The sequence below is a fragment of the Nostoc sp. genome, assembly GCF_035638895.1.
Taxonomy (GTDB): Bacteria; Cyanobacteriota; Cyanobacteriia; order Cyanobacteriales; family Nostocaceae; genus Nostoc.
Map to the genome: position 1 here is coordinate 1 of NZ_DASQZC010000427.1, position 16,317 is coordinate 16,317.

Genomic DNA, 16,317 nt, shown 5'->3' on the forward strand with positions numbered 1-16,317 from the left:
CAGGTGTTAATAATAACGGGCGATGTTCGCTAAAAGCAGCATGAACAGCAAACGCCAGCGAATGAATACCTTTGTCTTGAATTACTTCAAACGTATCATTATGGCTGAATGCCAGCACTTGTTCTTGGAAATGCTTCTCTAACTGAAATTTGGCGTTTTCAGTAGGTAAAGGTTTCTGAGCGTTTTTTACATCATCAACACAAAAGCGAATCTTTCCTACAGTTTGTTCCAAAATAGGTGCAAGTACTGCCATAAGCTAGTTCTGGTTATATTTTAGTTCTAGTTAATATTTTGCAAATCTAGAAAAGAAATTATGCCATTTTTTAGAAAAATTTTATATAAATCAATACCTTTACCAAAAGTTGAGCAGCGATATTGCATAAAGAGAGTGTCTGATACTCTAACTGGAAACATATTTAGCCCTGCGTTTCTCCCTTCTTCGTTTTTTATAGTTATTAACCTGATATTTAAGCCACATGAACGGGTAAATATCTCCTGCCAAGTGAAAACCTATAGATCCAACAAGTCCTATATCTGAATAAAGCAATGTTACAGTAAAAATATAAAAGATAATATGCGTAATAATATGTAATCTTCCTTGATAGATATGATTTCCAACAGTTACAAATAAACCCAAAACAATTGCCAAGTAATAATTATTTATATATATGCCTAATTGGTGTACTAGTACTCCACGAAATATCAACTCTTCTGTTATTGGATTTAATATACATACAGCAACCCAAAATAAAGTTTTTTGAAACTTTTGCCGTGGTATAAGTCTTATGGAAAGAATATAAGTTATGCAAAAAAAGGGAATTAACGAAATTTGATTCCACAAGACATAAAAGACAAAACTAGATTTTGGTCTTTCTAGTTTTCGTTGTTTTTTAATTGATTTTCTTTGAGTTATGCTGCTATAAAAATACATCATACTTAAGAAAAGTACAAAGAATAGAACACAATTACTAAATGGAGGTAATTCAGTTTTCACGATTATCTTTTATTGGGTTGAAGATGAAACTTAGTATTACTCATATATATTTTTTTAGCTCCATTTGTGATGTTTAAATTTTTTTCTTACGACTTGTTAAACTCTAATTGACCTACATAATTAAATTCACCCTGACTTTTTGTAGAGGTAAATAACCGCATTTCATAGGAACCGGAGGCAGGAAGTTTACACGTAACTTGATCGCCTTGTACCGCATGACCACAAGATTGGGAGTTGCCTTCACCTTTTGAGTTATAGCTGGCTAATAACCAAACATTTTTAGGATTTGCCAATACTAATTTTGCTTCACCACCTACATTCGTCTGCGATCGCACAGGGCTGACAAGTTGCAAGCCATCAGCAAAAAACTTTGGTTTCATCATCGGCTGGCGCAAAAATTCACCAAGCGGTAGTGGATTTGATAACAGCTGCCAAGCAGGATCTTTTGGAAAATGGCTGATCACCATAACTTCTGGTGGGGGCATTAAGTATTCAGTACGGTAGTTTTTTGTAAAACCTGACGAGCGATCAACATAACCGCTATCCCAAGTAGCATCAATTAAGTACCATTGTCCTTTTACTCTTGCTGCATTCCACGCGTGACCTTGACCGCTAAGGTCGCTGGTTTGAGTCCGTGCATCTCCTACGACATAAATGATTTCTTCTCCAGCCGCTTTACCCAATGCTTCTAATAATTTTGCATACCCAGCACACACAGACTTACGAGTTTTAAATACAGTTTCGGCATCTTGCGGCGGATATTGCCCTGCAAAATAAGATTCAGCATCGTAGGCAATACGATCAGCAACATAATCATGAAGAGCTTTAATTCGCTGTACTGGATCTGATTCCTTGCTAACAATATACTGAGCAACTGATGCGATACTTGTCTCTACACTGCTGGGCATATTGGCAACTGCGGGGTGTATTCCCATACCTTCCCACGCCCAACCATTGGTATTATTAGCTGGCCGCGGTTTAGCAGTATCTTGGGTTCTTAATTTCTCAAAAGGATCTCGGTCAGTTTGGGGTTGCGGTTGTACTTGACTACTGCCGTCATCGTAACGCTCAAAAGGATTTTTATTGAAGCTGAGATACATTCCTTCCAAACCATTTGCCAGCTTGAATAAATTCTGTCGAATTAACTGTGCAGGTTGTCCTTGTAAATTACCCAGCATCCAGTCGCCTCGCGTTGACAGAGCTACGAAACTCAAACGTGGTTGCCATGCTAATAAGGCAGCGATCGCCACAAAGTTGATTACAAGAGTTCTGAGCGTCAAGCGATCGCCCCAAGTCAAAATGCGCTCTTTACTCCGACTGCCCTTGCTTTGTGCCCGTAGTTCCCAGAGCATAGGTAAGATGGGAAAGAGAAACACCCCTGCTAGTACGGCTAAAGAAGTAGAACGGTTATTGTAAGCAGCTAGGGAAGATGCTAGCCAGACACCTAGAACGGGTGTGAGGTAGATAATAGCGATCGCAGTCCACTTGATTAATCTACCGATAAGTTGGAAGAGAATAGCCATATAGATTTACGTTCCAGAGAGTAACTAAATTAGAAAGATTTATACCTGGCTTATACCCAACCTAAATGTTCTAAAGCTTGACTAACCTGCTCCCGTAATTGCCAGTGCCATTCTCGTTGACTAGTAATTTCAGCATCTTCCAATGTTTTCCAGTACCCAGAAGCTAACATTAGTGACCAGAAAGGTTTACCACTATCGTCATGTTGAGGTGGCGAATAGTTTAAGTAATTTGCAACCAGTTCTGCTATTCTGGCGTATTGAAGATTTGCACCACCAAAATGTTCATATCCAGCCGCCTTTGCTAACTCAGTTGCAGTAATAATTTGCTCGGCTGCGTGGTAATGCGCTCTCAGCATAGCTTTATGACTATTCGTTATTTCACAACTAATAGCGATAAAAGCTTTTTTGTAATCGTCTACTGTCGGAAAATCAACAGCTAAAACCTCTTGGATAACATAGCTTTTGAATTTGTCTATGTCTGTAAAATAGCAATAACCAAGACGATTTGCAGCCTCTTCTATTTCTTGATCTGCATCAATTATCAGGGCAACTGGTTGACTTTTCCCCGATTGCAAACCATTGGGCCATGCTAAATCAAGTACTTTACTCACTGTTCCTGTCGAATCAGCAATTTCATGTATCCATTCACCAATCGGTAATCCCTGCTCTTGCACCCATACATTACATTCTTCCAGAACTCGTTCCTCAGCCAATGGTGCAACCTCAGTAGAACTTTCAGCTCGTTCTTCTAAAATAGAATCTGTCACTTTTGGTTCTGGAATATCCCCGGTGAGTAAGCTATTCAAAAATTTATTGGCAGCTTGAGCTAAAAGTTCACGACGTGCGGTTAAAAAATCACGGTAGTTTTCAATTTGCCACAAACTGCGTTCCATCGGTATCCAGTGCGTTGCGATCGCACCCGGTTGGGTTGTCTCAAATGCCTCAAAATACTCCGAAGGGTGTCGATTTGAAACTTTGAGGTTGGTTTCTTGGGTTAGAAATGTCAGGTTAGCGATCGCGTTAACTTCCGATTTGGGATATCCAGCTTTGGAAAGTAACGATTTCGGAAAAATATGATGGACTTGCAAATAGCAATGTTTACCGAGAAGATGCTTGGATAGTTCGATGCCACTATCCCAGTCTTGTGCTTGATGCACACGAGTGAGCATATAAACTAATGGGTAAAACCTTGCTCCCATACCCCAACCTTGAAAGTCAATAGCTTTAATTTCCAAGTCTCCGCGATTTTGCCGTAGGTTGGTGATAAGTTGGTCTAGCGGATTATCTTCAGATTCCAATACGTGTAAATCTTGGGCTAGAACGCTCTCAGTTGACCCTGCGTAACGTCCCCACAATAAAGTATGTACATACCAGTACAGTAACTTGTCGCGCTCTGTGTGATCTCTAAGATGTCCGCCACGCGCAACAAGGTAACGCACCATGACAGGAAAGGCGTAAATACCACCGAGTACCCGATTGTGGTCGAGTCCTAAACGCCCAGAAATGAGGTTGAGCAGGGTATCAATAGCTTTTTCTGCCTTGTATAGCCCGTCTTGAAATGTCGTAGTTTTAACATCTTTGAGCGCGGAAAACATTGCCTCTCCGGTAATAACTGCATTAATGCACCTCAGCAACCACTCCAAACGAAAGTCAAAACCTGCTTTATTCCATTTTGCCAGACGTGCTTTGAGTTCACTACGGGCATCCGGCCATTGAGCGCAAACTTTTGCTAGTGCCAAATCACCTTTAGATAGTTTGGTTCCTCCGCTATTAACAGTGTTAAAAATCTCTACAACAACATCAACTGTTTTATCTTCACCAGTGACTTCTTCAATATGCAAATTGATATTTTTAATGCCTTCTAGTTTATTTAAAGCATTAATGTAAGTAGTCAAATTCAGACTAAGCTCTGGAATTTTGAGCAAATGCCCAATGAAAACTCCTACTCCTTGCTGCATCAATTCAGTCACATTTACCCATAAAGGGTTATCCTTCATTTTGACGGGAGCGTAAAATTCAAATATTTCATCTTCTAAGTTTTTGCTGTTGCTGCTGTACAGTTCTTAGCTGTTGCTCTAGTTGTTCTTTACTATCAAGCTTATGCAGGTTTTCTTTGACAGATGCTAGAGGAATTTGACGAACCCTGTAGTTATAATAGTCTGCTGCTCGGTTTAATACCCCTCTAATTGGCTTTTGTCCAAGAATATCTTCCAAATCTTCAGAGCTAAATAATAGTTCTAGAGGAATATCAAGCGCCTGAAGCTTCACCCGCAGAATCGCTTCAAGTTCTGTTTCATCTGGCTGACGTAGATAAATCTGGTACTGGGAAACTCGACCAATAATTGAGTTATCAAAGCTAGCTTGAAACTGTTCCCATCGATCAGGAAACATATTGAGAATAATTAAACTGTTAGGAACGTGAGTAAAAATTTCCTTGATAGCTTCCCCAAAATTCAGTAAGATTTCTCGGTTATGTGAAAGCCCTAATCCTTCTAGCTGATCGAAGACGATAATTAAGGGTTCATCCAAGATAGATAGTTTAGCCAAAACTGAAATTGCTTCCAAAGAAAAAGCTTCTTGGCTGAGGTCTTCTCCCCAATTTGGCAAACCAACTAATTCTGCCTCTTCTTTAGATAAGATATTGGCAGCTAACCAACGGGTAGTAATATCTTTGCGTCGTGGGTCAGTATAACTACAATACTTAACAATTCCCTTGAGGATAGCAAGAGCAAAACCTCCAGAAGAATAATGACCCGCCCACCACTCGTTGATTCGTTTTTCAATGTGTTGCCAGTAATCTCGTCTGCGCCCAGTTCCTTCTGCTCCAAGCGCATCTAAATTTTTATCTTGTAGAGCTTTAATAATTTCTTGGTCTTTCTGAGATGTAACTCGGAAACTGAGAATTTTATAAAAGCTATTGATAATCAGGTAGTCTAATTGAGTAGCAGAACCAACCGACTGTACCAAAGACTCCAAAATGCGGCTGTAGATGTGATGCAGCACTGCTTTGGGATGGTTTGGTTGACGGATAAATAACAGTCGATTATTGGCTAGTCGCTCATTGGCTAGTCTCATCATTAAGTGGGTTTTACCAGTCCCCGGCTCTCCAATAACTACAACTCCTTTACTCTGGCGATTGGAATCTAGTTTGATGTCAGCCAAAATTGACTCAAGAGTAAGATATTCTTGGCGGTAAGTGGCAAAATAATCAGGGTGAGTCTGAAACGGAGTATCAACCCGACTAGCACTAAATGGATTGGGCTTTTGTTTTAATTGCTCAATCATCATCTGACGATAAAGCTGGTAAGTAAACTGGGCATCATACCGAGCAACATGAGCCATATCTCGAACAAAGTAGCGGTTGTTCACCTGCAAATTAAAATGCTTACTCAGGTATTCTAGGGAATGGCTTTCTAGCTCTGACCAAACACTTTTTGCTTTTTCCCAAGTACACTCGTATTCTAGTTTGGGGCAAAAAAGACCAACTCGGCGAAAACTGGACTGAAGTATCTCAATATCATGCAAGGCATAGTGGCAGACTATTTTTTTCCCTTGGACAAGGGACAGAAACTCTGTAAGCAGAGTTTTGAGACTTTTAAGGTTAGGCAGATTCTTGTTGTGATTGGGATAATCACTAGAAAACCCTTCATAGATCAACCGTCCTTGACTATCCACAATCGCCAATTCACTTAATTCCGGTTTCCCCTCAGTGTCTAAAACTACAAAGTCCATATAACCCTGACTATGAGTAAGCTATAGCAAAATTAACACAAGTATTTAAAAACGGGTATAATTTGTATCACTTAAATAAGTAAGATCGGAAAATATCAGTAGATAACTTGACAAGTATCAATGTCTTTCAATGGTCGCAGTCAGTATTGATGCGATGAAAATTTTCTACAGCGATCGCATATATCCCCGTCTTATCTCCAGATTTCCTTTCTCAGTACCCCATCGAAACCACATCTTTGGCATAGCGTGTTGCCAGCCACGGCATCTGCGACTTTGAGCAGATGCCGCCTATGATGTGGTAGTACTTGGGATTGCCTTGGAATAAGGAATAAGTCATTGCTGTTTGGTAGATTTCCTTGCTTAGTTTGAGTGGGGCGATCGCTTTAGTCATCATCGTCACCAGGGGCCCATCCATAGTCAGGAAAATTTTCTAAGCCAATCATGTCTAAGCAATCTCTGGTATCAAGACTCATATCCTCAAAACTATCCTCATCGTCTTCTTCATCATTAAGAATTTCGTCTAAAGCATCTGCTAAAAAGCGCTTAATTAGCCAAGAGCTAGCTTGAGAAAAATCACGGTTAAACCCTAAATAAACTGCACCAAACACAGCCTCAAACATTTCTGCAAAAAGTCTCTCTTGCTCATTTAAAGGTTTTCCTTTTAAACTTTTTCCTAATAGGCAGAACTCTGGTAAATTTAACTTAATAGCAAATTCTGACAATTTAGCTTTATCTACAAGTGATTGTTTATCCTCAGTAAGTTCACCTTTTGTAGATTCGGGAAATCTTTCATATAAATAGTCAGTAACAATAGCACTAAGAATTGCATCTCCTAAATGAGCTAACCGTCTGTAAGCTTTCTCTTGTAAATCTTTTGTCTGCCTATCTACATTTGATTCATATATAAATGATGGGTGTCTTAAAGCTATTCCTAGCTCTTCTGTTGCCTGAAATTCACTTATGCCAATTCCTTTCAAAAAATCTTGAATCTGCTGTTGTCTTTGCTGTTCTGGTTTATACAATTGTGTCATGATTTAATAATTAATATGATGATTTTTAGCTAAAAAGGAGTAAAAACAAGAGAGTATGTCTACTACAATCGCTTATGCCCTTAATAAAAGAGCAGCTAAAGAAACTTGTATACTAGTAGGTTTAATGCCTTCAAATACAATTAGGTTGAGTTTGTCTGTATCTTGCACTAACTGAATCACAAAGTTTTCATCATCCAAAATTGCTTTATTCCCATCGGTATACTCTTTTAAAAGTTTTTGTACAGCCTTCATCTCCTTCCAAGTGTTTAATTTTTTTAACGTACTCTTAACAGCTACTCGATCTAAACCTGCTGGAAAGTGATCAAGCATACTCACCCGACGTTGAATTTTAGTAATGCGCTCAGAGGTAACGCTAATGTTTTCTAGGGTTTCTGGCTGTTCTAATTCAGCAACCTGTTGCTGTTTTAAGCCCACCAGTTTGTTATATAAAGATTGAGCGCATGATAGTAAATATTTTGAGGAGAAAACATTTCCCGCTATCGGAGTTTTGAAGGCAGTAGCGATCGCCATACCATAACCATCGTTTTCCCCGGTTTGGTCATTCCAGAACAAAGTCTGCTGTTTCTCTAAAATTGGTTCTCCATTTGGGCCAAAATATTGCACTGTCAACGCCACTAATCCGGTAGCTTCACCCTTTTCACCAGTGCGGCGACCTACAACAATTGGATTGGCTTGGTAATCTTCACCCAATTCTTTTAGTAACTTGCTTAGTTCTTCACTATGCAGAATCTCATTTTGGGTATAAAGGTCGCAGCTAGTTTCCTGTTTTTTATAGGCATCTTCTTGTAAATTACCCTGCTCTATTTTTCTAGCTTTGACTAAGCTCTGAACAAAGTCGATGTATCCTGGCAGAATTTCATCATCAAATAGGGTATCACCATAAATAGAAGCCCCCAATGTGTTGACACTAGAAATGGTAGGGATGTTTGGGTTAGGTTCAATACTAGCTATGTGTTCATCATTTTGAGCTAAATCTCCCACTAGTTTTTTATGCAAATTTGACAGGCGAGAAGCTTGCCGTAACAATTGGCTTTCACTATTGGCATAATAAACATAAATGTTCTTAGCTTTATGTTGTTTGGGGCGGTCAATTCTGCCAATGCGCTGCTCCAAAATCATAGGATTCCAAGGCAGGTCAATATTAATCAAATAATCAGCATCTTGTAGATTTTGACCCACTGATAAAGTTTCTGAACCAATTAGTACGGTGATTTCTTCTTCTGGCTTTGGGCGTTCTGTAAGATTTTTACAAGTAGCGTCTGGGGCAAACAGTCTAAATATTTCTTGGCGATTTAAAGTAACTGGGCTACGTTTTGGTTGCAGTGCGTGGCCAGGACTTACTTTTTGAGGTTTAGCTGAGTTATTTGTGTAATACAGCTTTGTAGAACCAATCAGCATCCCAATACCTTTAGATGCGATCGCACTGTCACGAGCCATGTAACGGTAGTAATCAATTACAGTGTCACTGAAAGTTGAAATTAGCAGCACCTTATGACCTTGACCTACCAGTTCTGCTACTTTTTGAGTAACTTGCTTGCGTTTGTGGTCAACCAGAAATTCATCTATTAACAGGTTTTGAATCTGTTCTAGCTGATGCAAATCACCTTCACAAGCAGCCAACATTCGCTCATAAACTTTTTGGGCATTGTTAGGATTATCTCGTAAGTTATCTGTGGCAATATCAATAGACCGCCTTAACTGTTGACGTTTTTGCTGTTGTTCTGCCTCGTTTTCGTCCTCGTCTTCTTCCCCATGTTCATAATCCTCATCCCAGCCTTCAGGGTTGTAATCATCTAATAAACTTTCTGGTTTATCCTTCTTGTCTGATTCAAAATTGTAGTGAATTAGCAAAAATTCTTTCAGCCCATCAGCATCAGGAGAAACTGATTCTAGGCGTTGTTGCATCTGCCGAATGCGATCGCCAAAGTTTTTGATAGTCCGATTCAAGGCATACATACTCGATTCAGCCCGTTGTAGAAAGAATCGGCGTTGGTTGCCTAATAGACTTCGCTGTTCGACGCTACCTGTTAAATAACGGATTGGATCAGCAAAGGGAATGAAAAGACTGGTTTCAAATTGAGTGAAAATCTGTTCAAGTGCCTGTTCTGTACTAATTTCAAAATGTACAGGTAGCCATTCTGCTATCCGTTTGGCATATAAATTTAAATCTGGGGTGGCTTCTCGCAGCATTTGGCGAGTGCGCTGAAGAAACAGTTCGCGGTAGGTACGGCGAAATAGTTCAGTATTATCTGTAAAATTTTCTACCCCAATTTCCCGATTTTGAAACCATTGAGCGACTTCTGCGGGGAACTTTAAATCATTGAATCCTTGAGGACGACTGATAAAGGGCGAGAGAATGTTATAAATATCTTCCCGACGATTGTTCCAAGGTGTAGCGGTCAACAGTAGAAAGTAACGTTGCCGAGCAGACTTGCGATCGCTTTCTTGAATCGCTGCACAGGTTTTATGAATGCGGTTTTTATAATTGCGAATGCCTTCGTGGGCTTCATCGATGATAACTAGGTCAGGGCCACCGTAGCGATTGAAGTCTGCAAGAAAATTACTACCTTTGCGGCTCATCAGGTTTTTATTGTAAAGCTCGTAATCGTTAGATTTAAAGCCCAATTCTGCCATTTCTCGCTCCCAGTTGGGGTAGAGTTTCTTAGCAGCAATGATCGCAATTTTAGCTTGACCGTTCTGCTGGCGATACAACCACGAGACAGTAGCCGCTAGCCGAGTTTTACCCAATCCTACAGCATCAGCACAAACGGCAACACCAAAATCCTGCATGACTCTTAGGCAATGTTGCGCTCCAGATTTTTGATGCTCAAACAAGATACCTTGATTTAACAGTTCATCTAATAAATCACTACGTTCAACACGGAACTGACGGGGGCGCTGCTGTGCCAACCAGTAGAGAAAATCGTTAGGTGTGCCGTGATTCCCTGCCAAAATGATTTCTACAGCTTGTTTAAACCCCTCAATCTCACTGAAATCTGGAATTTCTAGGGATTGGCTGACTGCCGGGGGATTTTCGGGTAAGTTGTGATATGTGCCTTCGGTAGTTATAACTTTGAATTCAGTTAGCTTTGTCGGCGGATGTTCTGGGTCTACCTCAACTTGACCAATAATCCGTTCAGAATCTTGGCTGTCAATGGTGATTTTAACCAATTCATCATTTACAACTTCAATGCTTTTTATTTTGTCTAAATTTTGACCTGTGATTTCAACTTGGGTGGTTTCTCCAGGGGCAAACTCATCAGGATTGATAGATTCAATAACTGGTTCTTTTAACTGGGCACGGCGATCGCGTTCGGCTAATACCTGCTGTAAAAACTCTTGGGTTAAGTCAAAGGTGATATCATCTCGCTGCCACTCAACATCAAACTGACCAATACTTTCAAATATGGCTTCTGCATCTAAACGAGAATCCCAAGAATAGAGAAAGGTTACACTCTCAGCATTTTTGGAATGTGCTGCACGAGTGAAATTATCTGAGCCTTCGTGCAAAATGTGGTTTTCTAACTGGTCACTCAGGATGCCAGTTTTTTTGTGATAAATACCTCTTCCTGACTCCATTTTTACAAGTTTAATTTGCAAAAAATTCAGGCGAACTAACTCTGCCAAAATTTCTGTCCCACTAAAGGCACTATCTTCTAAACCCTTAAGGAATTCAGCTAGGGTACAATGAGCATATTGGGCGCGGTAGTTAGGGTCTTGTAATTTCTCCAGTTCTTGGACATCAGCCTGCTTGGTGAATCCTTGCCAGTCCATCAGTAGGCGAATTTGACCTTCAGTTTGCACAATTGAAGCAAGAGGTTCTTCATATAGTTTCAGCACACCACTATCAAAGTAAGCCGTAGAACGGCGATAAATTTGTGTGCGTTCTAGGGCAGAGCCGATGAAGACATTGTATTTATCTAGCTGATCAGGCAAATTGAATCTACGAAGACGACCGTTAATTTCTAAAAAGCTGCCAGCAAGTAAAGCCTTTTCTTTGGTTACACTTTCTTTATGAAGGAATTTTTCAATAATATTTAAGTTACTAATTCGCAGCAGAGAGGTACTAGGTACATTTCCATCTTTGATAGGAATGTAATCAAAAACCTTAGCGCTTTTTGGATCAATTCGTAGTATTCTGTAAGTCGCTTGTTTACCACCAATACCTAAGAACTTCACAACTGTTTTTAACAGCTTGTCAGCATCGCGGTGCTTGAAGACGAGCCAGTATTGATTGTCAATGCCTTTGATGGGATTACCTTGAAGTAGGTAGTAGGGGCGTTGTTTGCGAATTAGGTCTTGGATAAAATTTTCAAGCATAGTTCAAATTTATTTATCCTTAAATTGCTTATTTCGGTTTACATTTTTAACAAAGTTTTCTCTTCTTAAAAGTCTTATGAAGCCAAGGTTTTGAGTTGTAATTGCTAAAGATAAAATTTTAAATAATATATTAGTATTATTATCCTGTAAGTAGAAATTAAATAGATTTTTTATATCTTCATTTTCATTAAGAGCTATTTGCTCGGCATTTATTGCATAATACTCTGCTTCTCCCAATTTTCTAATGCAAGACTGTTCTAAAATATTGAATAAATTTTGAACTTCTTCTTGATTTGTAAAATCAAAAGGAATTTTAAGATGATAGTATCTGAGTAATAATCTATCTATAAACAATATAAAGGTATCATTTTTTTTCTTAAATGCTTTTCGGTTTCTGTTTTTATGTATAAGTCTAGTATTCCATTGTCTATTTTGGTCATTTGAGGCTTAAAGTTATCAGTTAACCAATCTTTTTCTAATAAATTTTTCCATTGATCTTCCATCAGAATTTTAGCTGTATTAAGGTGAGAAGTAAGTTCTTGTTTTATTTCAGATTTGCAACATTCTAAATCTTTTAACGTTTTTTCATCTTCTCTATTCAAATAAGCTATTATGTTTTTAGGAATCCAATAGCCAAAATCTGTATTAACACCATATTTCCCCCATTTAACATCATAACTAAAGTTATACTTTCTAAATATATTTTCTATAACAGGGTAAATTTTTTCAAAATAATTTTTGCTATAACTATTTTTATCTTTAAGTTCTAATTCTTTAAACTCCAAGCTTTTAGACTCTTTTCGTCCTTTTTCATTAAAATTATAGGTAAAACTTAATAATTCATTAATGCTTAAATCATTGCTTTTTACAAAGCATTCTTCTTGCAGAAGTGCATATTTAAAATAGTCATCTTCGGTATTATTAAATTTTTCTAATTCTGAAATATCTATAAACTTTTGCACATTATTAGAAGTCAATTCATGATAAAAACAAAGTATATCTTCTATATTGTGAATCTCATATAATAGTTCAATACTTCCAGTTTCTGTAGTTAGTCCATTACCTGTTAAATTAGCTGAACCTACGACTAAACTACCACAGGTAAAATCATCAGCTAATAAACAATATGCTTTAACATGAAATAAGCTGGCGCTATCAGCGATTTTAAAAGAAACATTTTCTGATTTAGAAAGCTCTTTAATCCAGTTAGTAATATTTTCTTTACCGATATTAATAGCAGATCCTCTATCTATATATATTGAAGTTTTTGATAAATTTATTGAGTCTTTTAATAATGAAATTATCTCGTTAGCTGAATTAATGTTAAAATAACAGCTTACCAAAATAAGGCAATACCTTTTACTTTTAATAACGCCATTTAATAAATAATCTAATAGAGCTTGTTTTTTAAGAGATTGAAAAATGAACTTAGATTTATGCATATTAAGTTAAAATAATTTAAACATAAATATTAATACTAATTAATACTTTTTACTCAATAGGAAAAACAGGAATTGCATCATCAATGTTTGCCATTAGTTTAATGGTTTCTTTGAGGGCTACAACAATACGCTGGTAATGTTGGATATCGTCAGGGGTGAGAGTGCGTCCTTTACGGTCTTTGAGCCATTTTTGGCAGACTTGATAACCTCCTACAGAAAAGTTCCAAACTTCTTCTGGTACACCTGTAAATTTGTCTCCTTTTTTGTTGATAATGACAGCACCATTGGTATATTTTGGGTGTCCTGCATCAACTATTTGACTACCACCATTTTCTGTAAATTGTGTGATGAGATTGTTTAATTTAGGTGATTTCATTAAGTGGAGTGCTACTAATTCTTCACCGTATGTTGACAGTTGGGTGAAGAGTTGATTATCACTGGTAAGGGGAATACGGGGGAAGTCGATTTTGAGAAATTCGGCGTAACGGGTACGGTAAGTGGGTGAGTGGAAGATGGCGTAAATGTAGTAAAATATGGCTTCTGGTGTGGGGATATAACCGAGTTTTGAGATAATGCCTTTGAGGAATATTGGGGAAAGATTAGGGCGTACTGGTTCTTCTAATTCTTTCGGGTTGTTTGGGTTAGGGTAGAGGTAAAGAGGAAATAATTGAGCATTATCTAGTGATGAAATAGCACACTTATCTGTTGCTCTGTCGCTTACAAAGAAATTACCGATTTCTTGATTACGAGGTCTCCGAATTGTAATCAAGGCAAGATTAAATTGCTCAATAAAGTGTCGCATACAATCAATTCTTACCCGTGCTAATAATTCCGGTTGATAGAGAAGCTGACAATTATCAAAAGGTCTATAAGCAACGGTAATAGCTTTGCTAATATTTTCAAACTTTACTTTTAGTTCTTCTTTATTAAAAGTGATAAAACGTGCATCATCTCCAGTCGTAATACCCATGCTATTTACAAAAAAAATGTCTGTTACCTTCCATCCCTGTTCATATTCTCCTAGTAAATCTGTATTTTGTGGAACAAATAGATAAAATGGAGCTTGTGGATTTAGCTTTTTCCACTGAGTTGTATCTATACTATGAAGATTTAACCAGTTATATTTATTGTCACGTAAAGCATATAAAGCTGAATGATAAATATTAGCAATTTGTTTTTTATTATCTTGCCGTTTTACAAAAATGCTAATTGCTACACCTTGCTGAATATCAAAAACATTCTCGTCTTTTGAACCATCGGGTGATTGCTCTTTTTTCTTACTATTCCCATGCAAGTCTAAAAGATAAATGTCATCAAATGTTACCATCAAACTTTGACGCATACCACGGAATGTGGGGTTGTCAAGAAAGCCGTGGTTAGTGATAAAAGCTAAGATCCCATAACCAGTTTGTTCAATACGCCATTGAGCAAAGCGAATAAACTTCACATAATCATCGTTTAACCACTTAGGATTTCTCTCGCCAAGTGGCTTCCCATCAACTTCAAAATAATTGCTAGTTACTTTTTCGGTGATTGTATCTTTTCCTCTAAGGAGATTACTAATCCAAATGCCATTATTAGCAGAATGACCAGAATAAGGAGGATTTCCCATCACAACCATTACTGGTGCTTCTTGCTTAATTTGGTTAGCTGCATCCGCCTCATCCCGAATCCAATTATCGTATTCATCAGCAGGCGGTATTTGAAATGCTTCTTGTAATGTATTGGTGAGGTAAACTCGTAATCGTTCTAAAGTATCGAATTTGTAACCTAATTCTGCTAGCTGTAACCCTAATTTCATGTGTGCAACTGCATAGGGAGCCATTAATAACTCAAAGCCTAGTAGTCGTGGTAATAAGTGTTGGGAAACATAATTTGACCATGCATCTGTATCAAGTTTTAATGAGTTATAAATGTGGTCTATAACACTGTAAAGAAAAGTTCCTGTGCCAGTTGCAACGTCTGTTATGAGAACTTTATGTGTTTCCGTCGTACCTTTCTTGTCAGGCTTTTCAACCTTTACCTTTGTTGCATCCGCTAAACCATCAGTTAGTTTAAAGTCTGTTTTTAAAATATGGTCTACAGAACGCACAATGTAAGAAACTATAGGTTCTGGTGTATAATAAACACCCCGTCGTTCTCGCATCTGTGGCTTATAGGCTGTCAAAAAATCCTCATAGAACCGGATAACAATATCTTCGCGGTTCATCTTCATCTGGAAATCTGACAGAATTGCATCCATTTTCGCAGCGCGGAGGATGCCGAAAATCTCTGCGATCGCACCTATCAACTCATCACCCAACTCTTCAGCTTTCCGTTCAGATATATCTTTAAACAGCTTACGGAGAAATGGGTTAGTTTCTGGTAACTTCTGCCAAGCTGATTCGCGGTCAAAATGTGTTGGCTTCTTTTCACGTCCTTCTTCTTTATCCCTCACATAGCTGAATACTCTGGCCGTAAACAGTGCATAAGCAATGGTCTGGGCATATATATCAGCAAAGCTATAATCTTTCTCGTTATCAGGAGTCAGTTTTAGTGCGGGCAGTAGTTCCCGTTGAAAACTCTCTAGCAGATGGTGTAAATACCCATCAGCTTTTTCTTTCTCATAAACTTGGGGAATGACCTGCTCAATTCGACGGGCAGCTTCAGCCAGCAACTGCGCTAGTTCCTTCGCCGTCTTAATCGGTTCATAGAAAACCCACTCCACCAAGGGAACCGAACTTAGCCCCTTAGCTGCGATGGGTAGTTCCCCTTGTTTTAAGCGGTTTAACCGTGCTATTAGTTGCGGTTCATTCCAATCAAAAGTTTGGATTTGACGTTGGCGCAACCCCCCTTCGTTTGGCAGCACTAACGGCACTCGACCTGTAGCTTCTTCAGTTGGCAACAGCAAATACATCACTGGTTGCTGTTCAGCCACTCGGTTTGTGTAATGCCCGTAAATTTCTTGTTGCTGTTCTTTTGAGGTCAAAAATCTTTTGATTTCTTGGTCTGTTGCTCCTGCTAGTTCCTCATAAAAGCCAACAGCAATTGGGCAAGTGTCTTCAGCTTCTTCTTCATCCGCACCAGGGCGCAAATACCGAAACCGAGAACCTTCAGGATCATGCTCTTTCACTGGATATCCTAGCAGTTGCCGCAGTGCCTCTACACGATGATTTAAATCTGTACCAGTCATGACAGCCTGTAACTGCTCTTTGGTGAAAGTCATTTATTTTCCTTACTAAGTTCAAAACAGCACAGTAAAACTGCAATCACAC

Annotated in this window: 10 protein-coding genes and 1 pseudogene; all 11 read right to left on the reverse strand. The window is 38.5% G+C overall.

Translation table 11 applies throughout. The features are described from left to right. A pseudogene (locus tag VE944_RS21635) lies at positions 1-253 on the reverse strand (DUF4419 domain-containing protein); the annotation flags it as partial. A gap of 147 nt (positions 254-400) precedes the next feature. Then, positions 401-994, reverse strand: coding sequence for a CPBP family intramembrane glutamic endopeptidase (locus VE944_RS21640; RefSeq protein WP_324981646.1), 594 nt, complete (start codon positions 992-994; stop codon positions 401-403). 86 nt (positions 995-1,080) lie between these two features. After that, positions 1,081-2,517, reverse strand: coding sequence for a transglutaminase domain-containing protein (locus VE944_RS21645; RefSeq protein WP_324981649.1), 1,437 nt, complete (start codon positions 2,515-2,517; stop codon positions 1,081-1,083). 50 nt (positions 2,518-2,567) lie between these two features. After that, on the reverse strand, positions 2,568-4,514 hold the full coding sequence (locus VE944_RS21650; RefSeq protein WP_324981652.1) for a GmrSD restriction endonuclease domain-containing protein: 1,947 nt from the start codon (positions 4,512-4,514) through the stop codon (positions 2,568-2,570). A 28-nt stretch (positions 4,515-4,542) separates the two neighbouring features. Then, the gene (locus VE944_RS21655; RefSeq protein WP_324981654.1) at positions 4,543-6,249 is read right to left on the reverse strand and encodes an exonuclease domain-containing protein; all 1,707 of its coding nucleotides are present in this window, start codon (positions 6,247-6,249) and stop codon (positions 4,543-4,545) included. Between the two features lie 211 nt (positions 6,250-6,460). Then, positions 6,461-6,664, reverse strand: a complete 204-nt coding sequence (locus VE944_RS21660) for a hypothetical protein (RefSeq protein WP_324981655.1) — start codon at positions 6,662-6,664, stop codon at positions 6,461-6,463. Next, positions 6,633-7,271, reverse strand: coding sequence for a ribonuclease III domain-containing protein (locus tag VE944_RS21665; RefSeq protein WP_324981657.1), 639 nt, complete (start codon positions 7,269-7,271; stop codon positions 6,633-6,635). Before VE944_RS21665 ends, VE944_RS21660 begins: the two co-directional genes overlap by 32 nt. Positions 7,272-7,352: 81 nt before the next feature. Next, a complete protein-coding gene (locus tag VE944_RS21670) occupies positions 7,353-11,621 on the reverse strand; it encodes a helicase-related protein (protein WP_324981660.1) in 4,269 nt (1,422 codons plus the stop codon). A gap of 9 nt (positions 11,622-11,630) precedes the next feature. Next, the gene (locus VE944_RS21675) at positions 11,631-11,975 is read right to left on the reverse strand and encodes a hypothetical protein (protein ID WP_324981664.1); all 345 of its coding nucleotides are present in this window, start codon (positions 11,973-11,975) and stop codon (positions 11,631-11,633) included. Next, positions 11,966-13,063 (reverse strand): phospholipase D family protein, encoded by a 1,098-nt coding sequence (locus tag VE944_RS21680; RefSeq protein ID WP_324981666.1) that lies wholly within the window; start codon positions 13,061-13,063, stop codon positions 11,966-11,968. Before VE944_RS21680 ends, VE944_RS21675 begins: the two co-directional genes overlap by 10 nt. 49 nt (positions 13,064-13,112) lie before the next feature. After that, on the reverse strand, positions 13,113-16,268 hold the full coding sequence (locus tag VE944_RS21685) for a type ISP restriction/modification enzyme (protein ID WP_324981669.1): 3,156 nt from the start codon (positions 16,266-16,268) through the stop codon (positions 13,113-13,115). Between the last annotated feature and the right edge of the window lie 49 nt (positions 16,269-16,317).